We start from the raw sequence: 19,064 nt of genomic DNA, 5'->3' as shown, positions 1-19,064 counted from the left end.
ACCGTACGGAAGCCGTCGGAGTGGGTCAACGGGCGGGCGTCACCCCAGTCCGAGGGGACGAGCGAGGCGGGCCGTCACCGTGCCTCCAGGACGGATCCTCACTTCTGCTGACGTCGGTGGCGAGGCTGCCGACAGAGATCCTTGCGACCCGACGCACGCACCGCCGCCGAACCTCCGCCCCCGGAAGGGACCCCTCCGTGCACCTGGTCCGAACCGTCGTCGTCACGCTCCTGCTCGGCGGGCTCTCGCTCGCGCCCGTCGCCGCCGCGGACCTCGCGTCGGCGAGCACCCTCCCGACGGTCCTGCCGGACCCTGCCGCAGGGACCGGTTCCGCCGACCTGGCAGACCCGCCGGTCGACCGGGCCGCCGCATCCGCTCCCGGTGCTGCCGGCCCGCAGGTCGACGGCGTGCGCGTCGGGGCCGGCTCGTACGCGCCGACGCCGCCGGCGGAGATCGCGTCCGTCGCCGACGTGCGGAAGACCGTCGACCAGCACCTGTACGTCGACCCGTCGCAGGCGGGGAAGCCCGTCCCCACGAACCAGTGGTGGACCGACCTGCTCGTCAGCAGGTACTCGGGCGACATGTGGGCGTACCCGTTCGTGTCGTCGAACAGTGCGCAGGGGACGAAGCTCACGTACCCGACGTCCTGGAACGCGGACGGCACCGCGATGCGACTCGACGCGCCGGTCACCGTGGGCGGCACGGTGGACCCGACCCCGGACGCCTCCGACCGGGTGCTCGCCGACTTCGAGGACGGTCTGCCCGACGGGTGGACCACGACCGGTGATGCCTTCGCCGGGACCTCGTCCGGGACCGCGTCGGGGCAGAGCGCCGTGTCCGGCTGGCTCGGTGGTGGGTTCGTCGACTCGTTCACCGACCGCGACGGCGACGGCGCGACCGGCACGCTCACCTCGCCGGGGTTCACGGTCGACCGGTCGACCCTCGCCTTCCTGGTCGGCGGGGGCCGACACCCCGGGGCCGAGGCGGTGCAGCTGCTCGTCGACGGCGAGGTGGTCGAGGAGGCGACCGGCGCGGACAGCGAGGAGCTGCGCTGGACGAGGTGGGACGTCAGCGCGTACCGCGGACGGACGGCGCAGGTCCGGGTCGTCGACTCGCTCCGTGCCGGGTGGGCGCACGTCCTGGTCGACCAGGTGCTGCTCACCGACGCCCCGGACGGCATCGCGGAGCGCTTCACGACGGCGTTCTCGGCCGATCGGGCCGACGCCCTGCGCTGGGGCGACTGGAACGTGAGCTGGCGGATGCCACAGGCCGGACCGGGCGGTCAGTACATGGACGTGACGAGCGTGCAGGGGTCGCCGTACGAGTGGTTCGAGTTCCACGGCCTGACCCCGCGCATCACCCTGCAGGACGGCGCCGCGCTCACCGACGCCGACGGCCGCGGACTCACCGGGACGATCACGACCGACCGCTTCGAGATCCGGCAGGACGGGCACGTGTTCGGGGTGCACGCACCCACCGGCACCACCTTCACCCGCTCCGGGAACGTGCTCGAGGCGTCCGCGGGCACCCCCTTCCTCGTGCTCAGCGCGGTGCCCGAGCAGGGGCTGACGCTCGACGACCTGCACCGCACGGCCTTCGCCGTCCCGCGGGACACCCGGATGGACTACTCGTACGACCCCGCGGCGGGTCAGGTCGAGCAGCGGTGGTCGCTGCAGACGGACGTGCTGCAGGGCTCGGACCACGACACCGTCCAGGGCTGGCTGCAGCACCAGTACGCCGAGGCGACGCACGACCTGTCGTTCACCGGAGCCACGTACGCGACGCCGCGCGGCACGATGAGGACGACCGTCGGGCACGACGGCTGGAAGCTGCGGTACGCCTTCAGCGGGCTGACCCCGATCGGCGCTGAGCCGACGAGCACGGGCGACGACCCGTACCGCGAGGAGGTCATGCGGCAGTACCTGTCGGACTACGCCGCGAAGGAGACCTACGGCGGCGACACCTACTGGGGCGGCAAGGACCTGCAGCAGCTCGGCGCGTACATGAGCGTCGCGGACCAGATCGGCGACACCGAGGACGCCGACCGGATGCGGGCGACCCTCGAGCGCGCACTCACGGACTGGTACACGTACAGCGAGGGCGAGCGGGAGCACTTCTTCGCGATGTACCCGACGTGGAAGGCCCTCATCGGGTTCGGCGACTCGTACGGGTCCGCCCAGTTCAACGACAACCACTTCCACTACGGCTACTTCACACTCGCGACCGCGCTGCTCGGGCGGGCCGACCCCGAGTGGGCACAGCGGTACGGCGAGATGGCGACCCTCGTCGCGAAGCAGTACGCGAACTGGGACCGGGACGACGAGCGCTTCCCGCACTTCCGCACCTTCGGCGTGTGGACCGGTCACTCGAACGCCGGCGGTGTGTCCTCGCCGGGCGGCAACAACCAGGAGTCGTCGTCCGAGGCGATCCAGTCCGAGGCCGGGCTGTTCCTGCTCGGGTCGGTGCTCGGTGACGAGGACATGCAGGCAGCCGGTGCGGTGCAGTACGTCACCGAGCGTGCCGCCGTCCGCGACTACTACCAGAACGCCCACGGCAACCCGGCGTCGGCGGCGTACGACGGCGACGGCGCGTTCCCCGAGGCGTACGACGCCGGACAGGCAGGGATCCTCTTCGACTCCGGGCAGGCCGAGGCCACGTACTTCTCCGGCGACCCCGCGTGGATCTACGGGATCCAGTGGATGCCGACCGCGCCGTGGTTCACGTACTTCGGGTGGGACCCGGACTTCTCGAAGGCGATCATGCGGCAGATGATGGCCGCCCGGGGCGAGGTCGTCGGGCAGGACGGCGTCGTGGACGGCAACGCCGGGCGCGTGCAGATGCTCACCAAGAAGTGGTGGGGCGTCGGTACCTACGGGGACGTCGCGATCACGCGGGACCGGTCGGCGGCGATCGGTGAGCTGCAGGACGCGATCCGGGCCGTGGAGCGGAACCACCCGGGGTACGTGACCGCGAAGACCGCGACGAACCCCCTGTACGACCGGTCGACGGACACGCTGTACGTCTCGGTCGACGACGACGGCTCCGTCGTGTTCCCGTCCCGGTGGTGGACACCCGAGGCCCTGCCGGCGGCACTCGTGCCCGCGCAGCTCGACGGCCCGACGGCGGACCGGCAGCCGGGGGACTGGCCGGAGCCGTCGCCGCTCCTGCCGTTCCTCGTCACCGACTACCGGGCGGACCCCGACACCATCGGCCGGCTGTACGGCGTCGACCTGACCCACCACCGCCCGGGCGCCGACACCGCCCGCGCGGCCGCCGTCTTCAGCGAGATGGGCGATGCACTCGGCAACGTCGTCCTCGGGTTCCTCGCCCAGTACGACCCGGACACCTACGCCGACGTCCACGCGGCGCTCTGGGAGGCGCAGGACCCGACCGTGACCGGGCAGTCGATGGCCGGGATGGTCTACCACCAGGCGATGTCGAACCGCACCGTCGGGCACGAGGTCACCGACCGCCACACGTCGAACCCGCTGAGCCAGGTGTTCCGCGCCGCCGACGGCACGTACTCCTACGTGATCGACAACGTCGACGACGTCCAGCACACCTACGACGTGTACGCGGGGCAGCGGGTCGTCGGGCAGATCGCGGTGCCCGCCCGGACGCAGATCACGTCCCACCTCGATGCCCGACTGGCGAAGGTCGTCGTCGGGACGGAGGGCGACCCGCGCACGCTCGCCCCGGGCAGCACGACCGCGTTCACCGCGACCGGCTACGACCAGTACGGCGCGACCATGCCGCTCGACGACGTGCGGTGGTCGACCAGCGCGGGGACGATCGACCAGGACGGCACCCTGCACGCGGCAGCCGCGGCGGACGAGGCGTCCGTCACCGCGACCGTCGGTGGGGTGTCCGACTCGTACGACTTCCGGGTCGCACCGGCACCGGTGCTCACCGGCATCGCCGTGACGCCCGGCACCGCCCGTGCCGTGGTCGGCGACCCGGTGACGTTCTCCGCCGAGGGCCACGACCAGTACGGCGACCCGGCTCCGCTGCCCGCCGACGTCGCCTGGAGCACCACCGCACCCGGCACGGTCACCGGTGACGGGACCCTCACCACCACCGCGCCCGGCGCAGGCTACGTCGTGGCGACGGCTGGCGGTGTCGAGGGCAGTGCGGTCGTCTCGTCGATCGCGTCCGTCCCCGAGGTGGGCGTCGCCGCCGCCGTGGCGAGCTCGACCGACGGGGGCAACACCGCGGCGAAGGCCGTCGACGGGGACCCCGCCACCCGTTGGGAGAGCGTGCACGGCGTCGACACGGTGGACCTGACGCTCGACCTCGGATCCGCGCGGGACGTCGACTCCGTCCGGGTCACGTGGGAGAACGCCGCAGCGGCACGGTACGTCGTGCAGGTGTCCGACACGGACGACGGCCCGTGGCGGGACGTCCGATCGGTGTCGAACACCGACGCGACGGTCGACACGGTGCCGGTCGGTGCGACCGGCCGCTTCGTCCGGCTGCACATGACCGAGCGCCTCACCCAGTACGGCTACTCGGTGTGGGACGTGCACGTGACGGGGACGCCGACGGCCGCCGACGTGGTCGTCCGCGACCTGCTGGTCGCCCCCCGCAGCGCCACCGTGCTGCCCGGCGCCGCCGTCCGGCTCGCCGCGTACGGGTTCGACGCCGACGGGTACGGCGGACTGCTGACCGGCCCGGCGCAACCGACCTGGACCGCTGACGACGGCACGACGGTGAGCGGCTCGGGCACCGCGACCGTGCCGGAGCGCGGCGGCGTGACGACGACGGTCCGCGCCGACCGCGGTGGGGCGACCGGGCAGGCCGTCCTCACGACCCTCGACCAGGGCGGGGAGCCGACGGTCGCCCGCGACGTCGCCGTCGGCAAGCAGGTGACGACCTCGTCCGACGAGCGCGGTGACCTGTCCGGCGACGCCGCCGTCGACGACGACGACACGACCCGGTGGTCGAGCGCCGCGCGCGACGGCGAGTGGCTCGCCGTCGACCTCGGCGCGGTGGTGCCGCTCGACCGCGTCGAGGTGGTCTGGGAGGCTGCGGCGGCCGCGTCCGACCACGTCGAGGTCCGCGACCGCGCATCCGACCCGTGGCGCACGGTCTCGACGACGGCCGAGGGACGGGGCGGGACGGAGACGCACGACCTCGACGGCGTCCGGGCCCGCTTCGTGCGCCTGGTGGCCGACTCGCGCACGACCCGGTACGGCGTCTCGGTGTGGTCGTTCCGGGTGTTCTCCACCGAGGGCACGCCGACGCCGGACCTCGCCCGGCGCGCCGCGGTCTCGTCGTCCGGCGACGAGTCGGCAGGGACACCGGCGCGCCAGGCGGTGGACGGGGACCCGGGCACGCGGTGGGCGAGTGAGCACCGGGACGATGCCCGGCTCGACGTCGACCTCGGCGCGCGCCACGAGGTGCACGAGGCGACGATCCGGTGGGAGGACGCGTACGGCCGCGCCTACCGCATCGAGGGTCGCGACGCGACGACCGGAGCGTGGACGACCATCGCCACAGTCACCGACGGCGACGGTGGCACCGACCGGGTCCCGCTGTCCGGTACGTGGCGGCAGATCCGGTTGCAGGGTGTCGACCGGGCGACGCCGTACGGCTACTCGACGTACGCCTTCGAGGTCCGGTAGCGCGGGCGGGCGGCGGCGGACGACGTCGCCCGCCGCCCGCCCGGTCAGCCGAGTGCTGCGGCGAGCAGCTCGTCGACGAGCTCCACGTAGCCGAGGCCCACCGCCGCGTACATCCGCGGGACCTGCGACTGCTCGGTGAAGCCCGGCGCGGTGTTCACCTCGTTGAGCACCACCCCGTCACCGGTCACGAAGAAGTCGAAGCGGGCGACCCCGGCGCAGCCCAGGACCTCGTAGAGCAGGGCGGCTGCACCGGTGACCGCTGCGTGCTCGGCGACGGACAGGCCGGCCGGGACCCGGAACGGGGCGCTGCCGTCGTACTTCTGTTCCCGGTCGAAGACACCGCGCTCGTCGGTGGCGATCTCCAGTGTCGCGCCGCACCGCAGGACGCCGGACCGGTCGCGGAACAGCGCCACGTCGACCTCCCGCCCGGCGACGAACGACTCGACGAGCACGGTGCCGCCGGCGGAGCGCGCGTGCGCGATCGCCGCCGCCAGGTCGTCGTGCCGCCGGACCAGGGTCACGCCGTTGCTCGACCCGGCCGACGTCGGCTTCACCACGAGCGGGGGTGCGGACGGGACGGCCGCCGCTGCCTCGTCCGCCGACACCGCTGCCGCGACGCGCACGGCGGGCGCGGAGGCGATGCCGACCGCGCCGGCCACCGTCTTCGTCACCCACTTGTCCGCCGCGAGGGCGCCGGCTCGGACCGGTGAGCCGACGACGGGCACACCCACGAGGTCGAGCAGCCCGGCGACGGCGCCGTCCTCGCCGTGCTCGCCGTGGAGCAGCGGGAAGGCCGCGTCGCAGGACGTCAACCGGGCGACGGCGTCGGCCGGGGGCAGGAGCGACCCGTCCTCGTCGTGCCACGTGCCGTCACGGCCGACGGTCAGCGGGACCGCGGTGTGGCCGCCGGTGCGGAGTGCGACGACGACGGCCGCCGCGGAGGCCAGGGACACGTCGTGCTCGTCGTTCGCGCCGCCGCCGATCACGGCGACGCGGTGGTGTGGTCGGTCGGTCACGGGTGCTCCTCGGTGCTGGTGCTGGTGCTGGTGCTGGTGCGGTGCACGCGGGCGACCCGGCTGCCGATCCGCGTGACGAGCTCGTGCGGGATCGTCCCCGCCCACGCCGCCCACTCGGCGACGGTCGGTTCGCCGCCGACCCCGGGGCCGAACACGGTGACCGGTTCGCCCGGGGACGTGCGTTCGGTGCCGGTGTCGACGACGACGCTGTCCATCGAGAACCGCCCGACGACCGGACGCCGGCGACCACGGACCAGGACCTCGGCCCGGCCCGAGGCAGCGCGGGGGAGACCGTCGCCGTACCCGAGCGGCAGCAGCGCCAGGTTCGTCGCGGACGCGGTCGTGCTCGTCCCGCCGTACCCGATGCGGGTGCCCGCCCGCACCGAGCGCGAGGACACGACCGCGGTCGTCAGCGACAGCGCCGGCCGCAGCCGGTCGGTCGTGCCCGAGGGGTCGATGCCGAAGAGTCCGGCGCCGATCCGGTGCAGGTCGAACCCGGCGCCGACGCCGGTCAGCGTGGCAGCGGTGGCCGCGAGGTGCACCGTGGACGGGGTCAGCCCGCGGCGACGGGCGGTCCGGACGGCGTTGCCGAAGAGCAGGCGTTCGCGGACGTTCTGGTCGTCCTCGGGGCGGTCCGCCGAGGACATGTGCCCCATCACGCCGACGACCCGGACCGCGCCGGTGCCCTCGGCCTCGCGCGCCAGCGAGCACAGCGCTGCCCAGTCGGCGGGCGCACACCCTTCGCGGGCCATGCCGACGTCGACGTGCAGGTGCACCCGTGCCGCGCGACCGACGGCGCGTGCCGCGACCACGACGGCGACCAGGACGGCGGGGTCGGCGACGGCGAGCGCGACGTCGGCGCCGACCGCCGCAGCGAAGTCCGCGTCCGGTGGGTTCAGCCAGCTCAGCACCGGTGCGGTCACGCCCTCGGCGCGGACCGCGAGCGCCTCGTCGACGCTCGTGACACCGACGGAGCCGGCCCCGGCCTCCAGGACGGACCGTGCGACCGCCCCGTGCCCGAACCCGTCGGCCTTGAGCACCGCCATCAACCGTCCGCCCGTCAGGGCGGCGAAGAAGGTCGTGTTGGCGCGGATGGCGTCGTCGTGGACCGTCAGGAGCGACCCGGACGCGGTCACTGCTGCATCCGCGGGTCGCCGGTCGGGTCCCAGTACTTGCGGGGGCACCCGTCGGAGGGGGCGTCCGGCCGGAGCTCGAAGTGCCACGCCTCGTTGTCGTAGACCTGGCAGAGCCCGTACCGAGCGCCGTTGTCCTGCAGCCAGGTGGCCGCATCCCAGTCCCCGATGTCGATCGCCTCGCCGCGGACGTGGAGCGACGTCTCGGGCGTCGAGACCCAGCGCGCCGCCTCCTGCCGCGAGCCGTACTCGGCGACGGCGTCGTCGAGGAGTCGTTCCTGGAGCGCGGGGGAGCGCCAGCCGCTGTTCACGACGAAGCGCACGCCCTCGCCCTCGGCGTCCCGGGCAGCGCGACGGACCGCGTCGAGCAGGTCCGGCTGCAGTCGTGCGACCGCGGGCAGGTCGTCGTCGAAGACCGACGCGCCGGACGGCACCTCGCCGGCGGCGGATCCGGTGGCGGCGCCGGCCGTGCCGTCGTCGTGTGTGCCGGCGGAGGCGCCGGTGAGGCCGTGCCCCGGTGCGCCGCCGGTCGCTCCGGGGCGGCCGGAGACGGCGGACAGCACGACGAGGACGACGGCGACCGCCGCGACGAGGGCGAGGAGGACGACGACCAGGACGGCCCCGGTTCGTCGCGGTCGTGCGGGGACGGGGACGGAGGGAGGAGCGGGACGGTGCTGCATGTCGACCAGTGCAGCGTGGACCGTGTCGTCGGAGCGTACGCGTTTCCGCATACGCTCCCGACACGTACCGCCGCCTAGCATCGGTGCCGTGCGTGTGCTGATCCTCGAGGACGAACCCCTGCTCGCCGAGGCCGTCCGCGACGGCTTCCGCCTCGAGGCCATCGCGGCCGACGTCGCGCAGGACGGGGACGCCGCGCTCGAGCTCCTCGCGCTGAACCGCTACGACGTCGCGGTGCTCGACCGGGACGTTCCCGGGCCGACCGGCGACGAGGTCGCCGCACACCTGGTCGCGACCGACGCCGGCGTCCCGGTGCTCATGCTGACCGCGGCCGACCGACTCGACGACAAGGTCTCCGGCTTCGCCGTCGGTGCTGACGACTACCTGACGAAGCCGTTCGCACTGCGGGAGCTCGTGCTCCGCGTCCGCGCGCTGGCACGGCGGAGCGGCGAGCACCGCCCACCGGTCCTCGAAGCGGCGGGGCTGCGGGTCGACCCGTTCCGCCGCGAGGTCTTCCGCGACGGCCACCACGTCGCCCTCACCCGCAAGCAGTTCGCCGTGCTCGAGGTCCTCGTCCGCGCCGGTGGCGGGGTGGTGAGTGCCGAGCAGCTGCTCGAACGCGCCTGGGACGAGAACGCGGACCCCTTCACGAACGCCGTCCGGATCACGGTGTCGGCGCTCCGCAAGCGTCTGGGGGAGCCGTGGGTGATCGCCACCGTGCCGGGCGTCGGCTACCGCATCGACACCGACGGACCGCGTGCCGGCGGCGTGACGGACGGCGGCTCGTGACCGACCGTCGCCGCGGCGCCAGCGTGCGGGTGCGACTCGCCCTCAGCTACGCGGGGGTGGTGGTGCTCACCGGAGCGCTGATCCTCGCCGTGGTCTGGGTGTTCCTCCTGCGGTACGTGCCCGTCGGGAACCTGGCCACGACCGACGGCTACGTCCCCGACCGTGCCGACCTCGTCCGTGCGTTCGTCCCCGCAGCGGCCGCGGTGTCCGTGGGACTCGTGGTCGTCGGGCTGGTCGGCGGGTGGTTCCTCGCCGGCCGGGTGCTGGCGCCGCTCCAGCGGATCACCGACGCCACGCGACAGGTCGCGGCCGGGTCGCTCGCGCACCGCGTCGCGCTCCCCGGGCGACGCGACGAGTTCCGTGACCTCGCCGACGCGTTCGACGGCATGGTCGGGCGGCTCGAGGCGTACGTGGCGGAGCAGCAGCGCTTCGCGGCGAACGCCTCGCACGAGCTGCGGACGCCGCTGGCCACGACGCGCGCGCTGCTCGAGGTCGCCGCCCGCGAGCCGGACCGCGACCCGGCCGGGGTCCTCGAGCGGTTGCGGGACGTGAACGAGCGGGCGGTCGACCTGACCGAGGCCCTGCTGGTGCTCGCACGAGCCGGCCGGGAGCTCCCGGACCGCGAGCGGGTGGACCTGTCGCTCCTGGCGGACGAGGCCGTCGAGACCGTCCTGCCCCTCGCCGAGGCGCGGGGCATCGACGTCGCGCCCGTCACGGCGACGGCGTGGACGACCGGCTCGACGTCCCTGCTGCTCCAGCTCGTGACGAACCTCCTGCAGAACGCCGTCGTCCACAACGTCGGCCCGGGAGGGGACGGCTGGGTCCGCGTCACGACGGGCACCCGGCAGGGCGCGTCGGTCGTCGTGGTCGAGAACCCCGGTGCCGTCGTGCCGGCCGCGGTCGTCCCGACCCTCACCGAGCCGTTCCAACGGGTGGCCTCGCGGCGGCGCGAGGACGACGCCGGCGCCGGTCTCGGTCTGGCGATCGTCGCGGCGATCGTGACCTCGCACGGTGGCACGCTCGACGTCGCCGCACGTCCTGAGGGCGGTCTCGTCGTCGAGGTGGCACTGCCCGCCACGGGGTGCCCGGCCGGGCCGTCCTCCGCCGCGTGAGCGCCGTCGTGCACGGGAGCCGGGCCGCTCCGTGCGAGGATCGGTCGGTGCAAGCAACGCCCGTCGCCGTCGTCATCGCCGCGATGACCGAGGAACTCTCCGCCGTCGCCACCCTGCTGGGTGGTGTCGTCATCGACGACGGGCCGGTGGGCGGACACGACGAGCACCACCTGCTCGACGTCGGCGGATCGGTGGTCGCCCTCCGCCGCAGCGGCATCGGGTTCACGAACGCGACGGCCGCCGTCGCGCACTGCTTCCACGACTTCGGCACCGTCCCGGTCCTCAGCGTCGGGACCGCCGGCGGGCTCATGCGCGGCATCGAGATCGGTGACGTCGTCGTCGGCGAGCACTACGTGAACATCAACGCGGACGCGACGGCGTTCGGCTACGCGCTCGGGCAGGTCCCCGGGATGCCGCCGCAGTACGCGCCCGACTCCCGCATGCTCGCCCGCGCCGCCGCTGCTCGGACGCCGTACCGCATCCGATCCGCGACCATCGGCTCGAGCGAGGTCTTCGTCACCGAGGGTCGCGCCCGTGCGCTGCGCGAGGTCTTCCCCGCGGTCGCAGCGGTGGACATGGAGTCCGCGGCCATCGCGCAGTTCGCGCACGTGCACGACATGCCGTTCCTGTCGATCCGTGGGATCAGCGACCTGTGCGCACCGGACGGCGACGAGTTCCGGGAGCACCTCGACGACGCGTCGGCACGCGCAGCGCGCGTGGCGCACGACGTCCTGCTCGACCTGGCGGCCTGAGGAGGCGACCACCAGCGACCGCCACCGCCCACCGGACGGGAGGCAGGGCACCCGTCGGTCCCGCGCCTCCCGTCCGTCGGGCGCCCGTGTCGGACACGCGTGGCGGCAGACCGGGTGAGCGCCGGGTCAGCGACGCCGGCGGCTGGCGATCAGGCCGCCGAACACCAGGACGACCGCGATCACGAAGACGATCAGCTGGGCCGGTTGGAACCCGTCGAGGTCCATGGTGCACTCCTTCCGTGCGCGGGACGTCCGCGCTCGCATCGACCCGAACGGTAGGACGCGGTTCCTGTACGCGTCGAGGGGGCGGGGTACGACTCCTGCACGACAGCCGGTCTCCGCACACTCGTGCACGGTTGGGCGCCAGCCGAGTGCCTCGACGCTCCGCCGGTGCGATGATGATCCGCGGCCGTCGCCCGGACGGCCCGGACGGAAGTGACGAGCGTGACCGAGACCCGCTCCCCGGCGCCGACGAGCGACACCGTCGACGACCCCTCGCACGGCCCGGCGAAGGGCATCGCAGCCCTCGCCCTCACCGCCCTCGGCGTCGTGTTCGGCGACATCGGCACCAGCCCGCTGTACGCCCTCCGCACGGTGTTCACCATCGACGGCGGCATCGTGAAGGCGAACCAGGAGGACGTCTACGGCGTCATCTCGATCATGTTCTGGAGCGTCACGATCGTCGTGTCGATCAAGTACGTGCTCGTGCTCATGCGCGCCGACAACGACGGCGAGGGCGGGGTCATGGCGCTCGCCGCACTGGCGCGCCGGCTCTACGCGAAGCGGCGCGGGGGCGCGACGGTCTTCCTGGTGATCGGCATCATCGGTGTCTCGCTCTTCTACGGCGACTCGGTCATCACCCCGGCCGTGTCCGTGCTCTCCGCGGTCGAGGGGCTCTCGACCGCGGCGCCGTCGCTCGAGCACCTCATCGTGCCGATCGCGGCCGTCATCCTCGTGCTGCTGTTCCTCGTGCAGCGGTTCGGCACCGGCAAGGTCGGCAACCTGTTCGGCCCGGTGATGCTGCTCTGGTTCGTGGTCATCGCCGCGGCCGGCGTCCCGCACATCGTCGCGCACCCCGGCGTGCTGCAGGGGCTCTCGCCGACCTGGGCGATCTCATTCCTCGTCGCCCACCCGTACATCACGTTCGTGGCGATGGGCGCGGTCGTGCTCGTGATCACCGGGGCCGAGGCGCTGTACGCGGACATGGGCCACTTCGGCCGTCCGGCGATCCTCCGCGCCTGGTTCTTCGTGGTGTTCCCGGCGCTCGTGCTCAACTACCTCGGCCAGGCGTCGCTGGTGCTGCAGGACCCCTCGGCGGCGAAGGACCCGTTCTTCCTGCTCTTCCCGGACGCCCTGCAGATCCCGGTCGTCGTGCTCGCGACGATGGCCACGGTGATCGCGAGCCAGGCGGTCATCTCCGGCGCCTTCTCGCTCACGCGCCAGGCCGTCCAGCTCGGGCTGCTGCCGCCCCTGACGATCCGGCAGACCTCGCGGGAGGAAGGCGGCCAGATCTACCTGCCGGCGGTCAACCTGCTGCTCTTCATCGGTGTCCTCGCGATCATGCTCGCCTTCCGGTCGTCGGCGAGCCTCGCCACCGCGTACGGGGTGTCGGTGACCGGCGCGCTGGTCGTGGACACGCTGCTGCTGCTCCTGGTCGTCAAGCCGCTCTGGCACTGGGCGACGTGGAAGCTCGTGCTGGCCGCGGTGGTCTTCGGCGGGCTCGAGCTGACCTTCCTGGCCGGTAACCTGTCGAAGATCGTGCACGGCGGCTGGGTCCCGCTGCTCATCGCCCTCGCGGTGATCACACTGATGACGACCTGGCGCCGGGGACGGCAGCTCGTGCAGGAGGAACGCAAGGAACGCGAGGGGTCGCTCGCCGAGTTCATCGAGCGCATCAACACGAAGCACGTCCCACGGGTCGAGGGCATCGCGATCTTCCCGCACCCCAACAAGGAGACGACCCCGCTGGCGCTCCGCGCGAACGTCGAGCACAACCACGTCGTGCACCGGACCGTGATCATCGTCTCGGTGCTCACCGCGAACGTGCCGCACGTGCCGCACGCCAAGGCGTTCTTCCGCGACGACCTCGGGTACGAGGACGACGGCATCGACCACATCACGGTGAAGTTCGGGTTCTCCGACGACCAGGACCTGCCGCGGGCCCTGCACGCCGCGTGCCTGGCCGAGGTGCTCGACGTCGATCCGGAGGCGATCGCCGGGGCGTCGTACTTCATCTCGCGCGGTGCGCTCCGACCGCAGGCCGGCAACCGCGGCATGGCGCGCTGGCGGAAGAAGCTCTTCGTCGGGTTGGCGCACAACGCGGCTGATCCGGCAGCGCGCTTCGGGGTGCCGGCACAGCGCACGGTGACGATGGGCAGCGACGTCGAGCTCTGAGCGCCGTCCCGGGCGGCTGAGCACCGTCCAGGCGGACGGCGTAGCGTCCGACGGGTCGTTCCGCCACCCGGGCTCCTGCGGCACCGAACGGAAGCCGCACCATGGCACACCGGAACGACCTCACCTGGCGTCAGGACAGCGACGCCACCTGGTCGGCGTGGGCCGACGGCCGCGTGCTGGCCCACATCACGCTCCAGCGGCAGTACGAGCTCGAGTCCGAGGACGGATCGGTGCGCGGGTCGCACAGCGCCCTCGGCAGTGCGCAGGCGCAGCTCGAGGCCTGGTACCAGTGGGAGACCGCGGTCGGCGACGCCTGAGGCCGCCGTCCCTCGGCCGGACCGGGCCGCCGCAGCACTCCGCCCGGTCGCGGTGACGACCTGCCGGCCACGTCCACAGCGCGCCAGTAGGACCGCGCGGACCGTGCCGTCGGGGGAGCCCGGTCGGGTCAGTGCGCGCGGCCCCGCAGGCGACCGACACCGAGCACGATGCCGACCACGACCATGCCGAGCACGAGCCCGAACACGGCCGACACCGCGGTGTCGACGATCCACGTGACGACCGGGCCGGCGGCCTCGACCGCGTGCTCGACCACGTGCAGCAGTTCCTCCGGGCCCGCCCAGAACGTCTCCGCCAGGTTCGCGATCACCAGGTGCCCACCGACCCAGAGCATGGCGACCGTGCCGACGACGCTGATGACCCGGAACACCGTCGGCATCGCGCGCACGATCCGCGCACCGGCACGGCGGGTCCGCCGGGAGTCGTTCTTCATCATCTGCAGGCCGATGTCGTCGACCTTCACCAGGAGCGCCACGGCGCCGTAGACCAGGGCCGTCATCCCGAGCCCGATCAGCGCGAGGGCACCGACCTTCGGCCAGAAGTCGAGCCCGGTGTCCAGGCTCGACAGGGCGATGAGCATGATCTCGGTGCTGAGGATGAGGTCGGTGCGCACGGCACCGAAGACGAGCTTGGGCTCCGTTGTCGGCTGCGCGTCGCCGGCGGCCTCGTGGTGCACACCGAACCACTCGGTGACCTTCTCGGCACCCTCGAAGCACAGGTACGTGCCGCCGATGACGAGCAGCCAGGGCAGCACCCACGGGGCGAACGCCGACAGCAGCAGCGCCAACGGGATGATGATGACGAACTTGTTGAAGAGGCTGCCGAGCGCGATGCGCCCGACGACGGGGAGTTCGCGAGCCGGTTGCAGTCCCTGGACGTACTGCGGTGTGACCGCCGCGTCGTCGATCACGACCCCCGCGGTCTTCGCGCTGGCCTTGAGGGCCGCGGAGAGGATGTCGTCCACCACGGCGAGCAACCCGACTGACATGTCGCTCACCCTACTGGAGCGGTCACCGGCGTCCGTCCCGCGCCCTCCTACCGGCCGGCGCTTCCCCCAGATCGGGGTACGTGTGACGGCAGGTCCGCGCCGACATCCCCGAAGCGGCGCGCAGTCAGACCGTTCTGCTCGCGCGAACGGGGTACGCCGCTGGGGGTTGCCTGGCAGCCACCCGTCGTTTCACTGACGGCAGCCCTTCCCGAGCCGACACAGCAGGGCACACCGAGCACCACCACCACGGTCCGCCGACGCCACCCACGTCGGCGCCCACAGGCAGGAGCGCCCCTTGCAGTCCTCGATCGTCGCAGCCCTCACCGTCGCCGTGCTCGCAGTCGGCGCGGTCGCCGATGTCTCGGCTCCCCCCTCCGCATCCGCCGCACCGACGGCGACCGCGACGACCTCCGCCCCGAAGGGCAACGTCGTGTCGAACGGTCGGACCTGGAAGCAGACCTACCGGCAGGACTTCGCCTCGGCCGCTCCGGCGGGCAGGGTCGCCGCGAAGTACCCGGGGATGGGCCTGTACGACGGGTTCTCCGACACGAGCGGTCAGGGGCGCTACACGCCGTCGAAGGTGTTGAGCGTGCAGAACGGTGCGCTCGACTTCTGGCTGCGGTCCGACCGCGGGCAGCCGCTCGCCGCGGCCGTCATGCCCGACGGGTACGCGCCGCACCGCACCGGCCGCGTCTCGATCCGCTACAAGACCACGAAGACCCCCGGGTACAAGTTCGTCGTGATCCTGTGGCCGTCGAGCGACCGGTGGAACGAGGGCGAGATCGACTGGCCCGAAGCGGCCCTCGGCGCGAAGCCCCGACCCGCGTCGGCCGTCCCGGGCAGCCTGCGGAACGGCGCCATGACCTTCCAGCCGGAGCGTGAGACCTTCGCGGCCACCGACACGAGCAGCTACCACGTCGCCACCACCGAGTGGGACAGCAAGGTGGTCCGCTTCTTCTGGGACGGCAAGCTGGTCGCGTCGACGACGAAGGCCGTGCCGACGAAGCCGATGCGGGTCACGCTGCAGGCCGAGACCGACACCGGTGGGCGCGTGCCGGCGGGCGCCTCGGGGCACGTGAGCGTCGACTGGATCGCGATCTACGACTGACGGGAGGCGCGGTGCCGGTGAGCGGGACCACCCACCGGCACCGCGCCTCCGGGCTCAGCCCGCGGTGCGACGGGCGGTCAGCCGACCGCGGCCCAGTGGCAGTGCGCCGCTGCGGTAGGCGAAGCCGTCGGCATCGCCGACCGTGCCGCTGGCGGTGCCGAAGTGCCACAGGCGGTTGAAGCAGGAGACGCCGATCCGGGTCGACCCGTCGTCGGCGACCGCCCACGTGCCGGTGCCCCACTGGGCCGGGTGACCGACACCGTCGATCGTCACCGTCGGTCGGGCTCCCCAGGTCAGCATGGGGCGACCGAGGTCGAGGGTGATCCGGCGCTTCGTCGTGCCGGACGGCTGTGGGGTGTCCATGCGGTCAGGGTACGGGCGTCGGCACCCTGAACGCGCCCGGGCGGCCGTCCGTAGGATCCGCTGCATGGCTGACTTCACCGCTGCACAGGCCGCCGTCGTCCGGATCGAGCGCGCGGAGGAGGGCCGGTGGGACCTCACACTCATCAGCGACTCCGGCGTCCGGATGGGGCACGGCGTGCACCTCCCCGACGCTGCGTCCGACGACGCCGAGGACGAGCGGGTCGCAGCCCTCGACTTCGTGCGCGGGTACGGGTTCCGCTTCGAGGCCGACGCCGTCGTCACGGACGGCCCGGACGCGTTCTGGGCGCCCCTGCTCCCGCTCGGGTCTGACGAACACCCGACGGACTGAGGCTGGTCAGTCCTGGTCGTCGAGCGCTGACCGTTCGAACCCGATCAACCAGGTCACCCCGAACGCGTCGCGCACCGTTCCGTCCCAGTCGCCCCACGGCCGCTCCTGGAGGTCGTCGACCACCGTGCCGTCGGAGGCCAGGTCCACGAACCACCGCCGGAGCACCTCGGGCCGGGCGCTCCCGAGCAGGGCGAACAGCAGACCGGAGACCGCGAGCGCGGTGTCGTCGGGGCCGGTGTCGGCGGCGAAGAGCCGGACCGGGCCGACGAGGTCGCCGTGCGCCACGGCGCCGGGCGGCCCGTCCTCGCGAGCGGCCTCCTCGTACGAGGTGATGCGGACGTCGCCGCCGAAGACCTGCTGCCAGCGGGCGAGCGCCGTGCGGGCGGTACCGGGGAGCAGGAGGTACGGGGTCGGGGCTGTGCCGTCCATGGGCTGACCGTACTCCGGTGCTCGCCGGCGGGCCCCCTTCGGCCTCCCCGTCCGTGGTCGACGTGAGACGCCGTCGTCGTGCCGGGACGCCGGCATCGTGGCGAGACGCCGGCGTCTCGGACCGGCCGCCCGGCTCAGGCGCGGTGCCGCGTCCGACGGGCCCGGCGCAGTCCGACCACGGCCGTACCGAGCGCGAGGAGCGCCACGGCCCAGCCGATCGGCACGGCGGCATCGGCCCCGGTCCAGGCGAGCTCGCCGGCGGTGTCCGCGACCGAGCGGGCGTTCGACGGACCGCCGTCCGGGTCCTGCCCGACCCGAGCTGCGGTGGTGGCGTCTCCCTCGGGAGCGGTCGCCGCCCGTCCACCGGTCACCCGCACCGGGAACGTGGTCGCGGTGCCGTCGACCGACACCCGGACGGTCTGCGACGCCGCGCCGGCGAAGGTCACCGTGACGGGCCCGTCGGCGCGGTCGACCCGGTCGGCGTCGTCGCTCGCACGGACCTCGGCGTCCTCGGCGACCGCCACCGTGTTGCCGAACCGGTCGGTCGTCCACGGTTCGAGCGTGAGGGAGCCGCCGGGCGCCACGCCCAGCGGATCCGGGTAGACCCTGCCGTCGGCACCGACCCAGGTGTACGTACCGTCCGACGCGGCGGGGACGGTGCGGACGACCACGCCGACGCCGGTGGCGGCAGCGGGCAGGACGGTCCAGCGCACCCAGTGCTCCGCGGAGCCGACCGCGGTCGTCGCGGTGACCCGCACGGTGGCGGTGCCCGCGTGGGTCGGGGTGCCGGAGAGCACACCGTGGGCGAAGGTCAGCCCGTCGTCCAGGTGGGCCGTGGCGCCGTCCGCGGTGGTGAGCGAGTACGTGGCTCCGTCGGCGTCCCGTGCGCGCAGGTCGGCGGAGGACGGTTCGCCGGCCCGGACGGTCGGGAGCACCTGGGGGGAGGACTCGCTGGTGGCCCCTGCCCAGGACGGCACGTCCGCCGTCGTCGGCGGGGTGACCGGTGTCGGCGACGACGACGCTGTCGACGCCGACACGGGCTGGGTGGCGGCCCGGGCCGTGGCGGCCGGCAGGACGCCGAGTGCGGCGGCGACCAGCACGGCGGCGGCCGCTGCGGTGGTGCGCGCTGCGGACCGAGCGCTCGGGACGTGCTGCATGGTGCTCCTCGCGGATCCCCGGAGCGTCAGGAGACCGCGCCGGGACCGGTCGTCGGGTACGTCCGGTGCCGCGAGCGTAGGCGGCGAGGAACCCTCGCGGACGATCGGTTGCGGCTTCCCGAAGGGACCCTGTGGAACCCCGCAGCGCTGTGCGCCCGTGAGCCGCACTGCGGGCGCGGATCAGGACGCGGCGATCGCGCCCATCTCGGCGACGACGGTGCGGAGCTTCACCGCGAGCTCGTCGCTGTCACCGACGGTGTCGCGGTGCGCGACCTCGGACAGCGCGGACAGCACGAGTCCGACGGCCGTGCGAGCGGTCTGCTCGTCGGTGCGCGACGAGACCGTGGCGAGGAGCGACTGCCGCGACTCGGCCATCCACTGCATGACCATCGGTGCCATCTCGGGTCGGAGCACGAGGAGCTCCTTCATCCGGCGGCGGTCCTGGGAGAGCGGGACGGTCGCGGCGATCAGGACGCACAGGTCGTCGACGAGTCGGCCGTCCGCCTCGGCGAAGCGCGTGGCCGCCCACTCCGGAACCTCGACGGTGTCGAGACCGAGCGCTGCGTGCGCCTTCGACGTGAAGTAGTTGAAGAAGGTCCGCGGGGAGACGTCGGCGTCGCTGCAGATCTGCTCGACGGTGACGCCGTCGAGACCGTGCTCGGAGACGAGCGTCAGGGCGGCGTCGTGGAGCGCCTGCCGGGTCTGCTGCTTCTTCCGCTCGCGCAACGTGCACGGTGCGGTGACCGGCTCCGGTGCTGCTGTGGTGCTCACGTGCACTCCTGTGGTGCTGGGCGGCCACCGTGTGCTGCGGTGGGCCGGGTCGTCTGCGCCGGACG

The 19,064-nt window shown here is 73.3% G+C and carries 16 protein-coding genes; 8 read left to right on the top strand and 8 right to left on the bottom strand.

Annotated features, from left to right (window positions below; all coding sequences use genetic code 11):
• Nucleotides 1–197: 197 nt before the first annotated feature.
• Nucleotides 198–5,624 (top strand): discoidin domain-containing protein, encoded by a 5,427-nt coding sequence (locus ACIQFY_RS09780; protein WP_400339689.1) that lies wholly within the window; start codon nt 198–200, stop codon nt 5,622–5,624.
• A 44-nt stretch (nt 5,625–5,668) separates the two neighbouring features.
• Here ACIQFY_RS09780 and ACIQFY_RS09775 read toward each other — a convergent pair whose 3' ends face one another.
• Genes ACIQFY_RS09775 through ACIQFY_RS09765 form a run of 3 tightly spaced genes read right to left on the bottom strand, consistent with a single transcriptional unit; the run spans nt 5,669 to nt 8,453 of the window.
• Complete coding sequence (locus tag ACIQFY_RS09775; protein WP_326495597.1) at nt 5,669–6,640, bottom strand: ATP-grasp domain-containing protein; 972 nt, start codon at nt 6,638–6,640, stop codon at nt 5,669–5,671.
• Nucleotides 6,637–7,776, bottom strand: coding sequence for an alanine racemase (alr, locus tag ACIQFY_RS09770; protein ID WP_400339686.1), 1,140 nt, complete (start codon nt 7,774–7,776; stop codon nt 6,637–6,639). Before alr ends, ACIQFY_RS09775 begins: the two co-directional genes overlap by 4 nt.
• Complete coding sequence (locus tag ACIQFY_RS09765) at nt 7,773–8,453, bottom strand: M15 family metallopeptidase (protein WP_209683889.1); 681 nt, start codon at nt 8,451–8,453, stop codon at nt 7,773–7,775. Before ACIQFY_RS09765 ends, alr begins: the two co-directional genes overlap by 4 nt.
• A gap of 88 nt (nt 8,454–8,541) precedes the next feature.
• Here ACIQFY_RS09765 and ACIQFY_RS09760 point away from each other — a divergent pair, with 88 nt between their 5' ends.
• From ACIQFY_RS09760 to ACIQFY_RS09740, 5 genes are all read left to right on the top strand, one after another.
• A complete protein-coding gene (locus ACIQFY_RS09760) occupies nt 8,542–9,240 on the top strand; it encodes a response regulator transcription factor (protein ID WP_209683887.1) in 699 nt (232 codons plus the stop codon).
• The gene (locus tag ACIQFY_RS09755; RefSeq protein WP_400339682.1) at nt 9,237–10,352 is read left to right on the top strand and encodes a sensor histidine kinase; all 1,116 of its coding nucleotides are present in this window, start codon (nt 9,237–9,239) and stop codon (nt 10,350–10,352) included. Before ACIQFY_RS09760 ends, ACIQFY_RS09755 begins: the two co-directional genes overlap by 4 nt.
• Nucleotides 10,353–10,399: 47 nt before the next feature.
• Nucleotides 10,400–11,104, top strand: a complete 705-nt coding sequence (gene mtnN / locus ACIQFY_RS09750) for a 5'-methylthioadenosine/S-adenosylhomocysteine nucleosidase (RefSeq protein WP_251160560.1) — start codon at nt 10,400–10,402, stop codon at nt 11,102–11,104.
• Nucleotides 11,105–11,548: 444 nt separating this feature from the next.
• Nucleotides 11,549–13,498 (top strand): potassium transporter Kup, encoded by a 1,950-nt coding sequence (locus ACIQFY_RS09745; protein WP_400339679.1) that lies wholly within the window; start codon nt 11,549–11,551, stop codon nt 13,496–13,498.
• Between the two features lie 101 nt (nt 13,499–13,599).
• Nucleotides 13,600–13,815 (top strand): hypothetical protein, encoded by a 216-nt coding sequence (locus ACIQFY_RS09740; protein ID WP_326495603.1) that lies wholly within the window; start codon nt 13,600–13,602, stop codon nt 13,813–13,815.
• A 128-nt stretch (nt 13,816–13,943) separates the two neighbouring features.
• Here ACIQFY_RS09740 and ACIQFY_RS09735 read toward each other — a convergent pair whose 3' ends face one another.
• On the bottom strand, nt 13,944–14,822 hold the full coding sequence (locus ACIQFY_RS09735) for a DUF808 domain-containing protein (RefSeq protein WP_326495604.1): 879 nt from the start codon (nt 14,820–14,822) through the stop codon (nt 13,944–13,946).
• Between the two features lie 295 nt (nt 14,823–15,117).
• Between ACIQFY_RS09735 and ACIQFY_RS09730 the strand changes: the two genes are divergently transcribed.
• Nucleotides 15,118–15,930 carry a glycoside hydrolase family 16 protein gene (locus ACIQFY_RS09730; RefSeq protein ID WP_326495605.1) on the top strand — a complete coding sequence of 271 codons (813 nt, stop codon included), beginning with the start codon at nt 15,118–15,120 and terminating at the stop codon, nt 15,928–15,930.
• A 54-nt stretch (nt 15,931–15,984) separates the two neighbouring features.
• Here ACIQFY_RS09730 and ACIQFY_RS09725 read toward each other — a convergent pair whose 3' ends face one another.
• The gene (locus ACIQFY_RS09725; protein WP_400339675.1) at nt 15,985–16,293 is read right to left on the bottom strand and encodes a hypothetical protein; all 309 of its coding nucleotides are present in this window, start codon (nt 16,291–16,293) and stop codon (nt 15,985–15,987) included.
• Nucleotides 16,294–16,357: 64 nt separating this feature from the next.
• Between ACIQFY_RS09725 and ACIQFY_RS09720 the strand changes: the two genes are divergently transcribed.
• Nucleotides 16,358–16,642: a hypothetical protein gene (locus tag ACIQFY_RS09720; protein ID WP_251155310.1), complete on the top strand. Its 285-nt coding sequence runs from the start codon at nt 16,358–16,360 to the stop codon at nt 16,640–16,642.
• 6 nt (nt 16,643–16,648) lie between these two features.
• On the opposite strand, the gene ACIQFY_RS09715 is transcribed toward ACIQFY_RS09720, so the two are convergent.
• The 3 genes from ACIQFY_RS09715 to ACIQFY_RS09705 form a co-directional block, all read right to left on the bottom strand.
• Complete coding sequence (locus ACIQFY_RS09715) at nt 16,649–17,071, bottom strand: VOC family protein (RefSeq protein WP_400339672.1); 423 nt, start codon at nt 17,069–17,071, stop codon at nt 16,649–16,651.
• A gap of 134 nt (nt 17,072–17,205) precedes the next feature.
• On the bottom strand, nt 17,206–18,228 hold the full coding sequence (locus tag ACIQFY_RS09710; RefSeq protein ID WP_400339669.1) for a hypothetical protein: 1,023 nt from the start codon (nt 18,226–18,228) through the stop codon (nt 17,206–17,208).
• 180 nt (nt 18,229–18,408) lie between these two features.
• Nucleotides 18,409–18,999: a TetR/AcrR family transcriptional regulator gene (locus ACIQFY_RS09705; RefSeq protein ID WP_066652370.1), complete on the bottom strand. Its 591-nt coding sequence runs from the start codon at nt 18,997–18,999 to the stop codon at nt 18,409–18,411.
• Nucleotides 19,000–19,064 lie beyond the last annotated feature (65 nt).

The organism is Curtobacterium sp. NPDC092190 (assembly GCF_044755625.1).
In the GTDB taxonomy this organism is placed as follows: Bacteria; Actinomycetota; Actinomycetes; order Actinomycetales; family Microbacteriaceae; genus Curtobacterium.
Note: the sequence above shows the minus strand (reverse complement) of the source record. Positions and strands in the feature narration are given on the sequence as shown.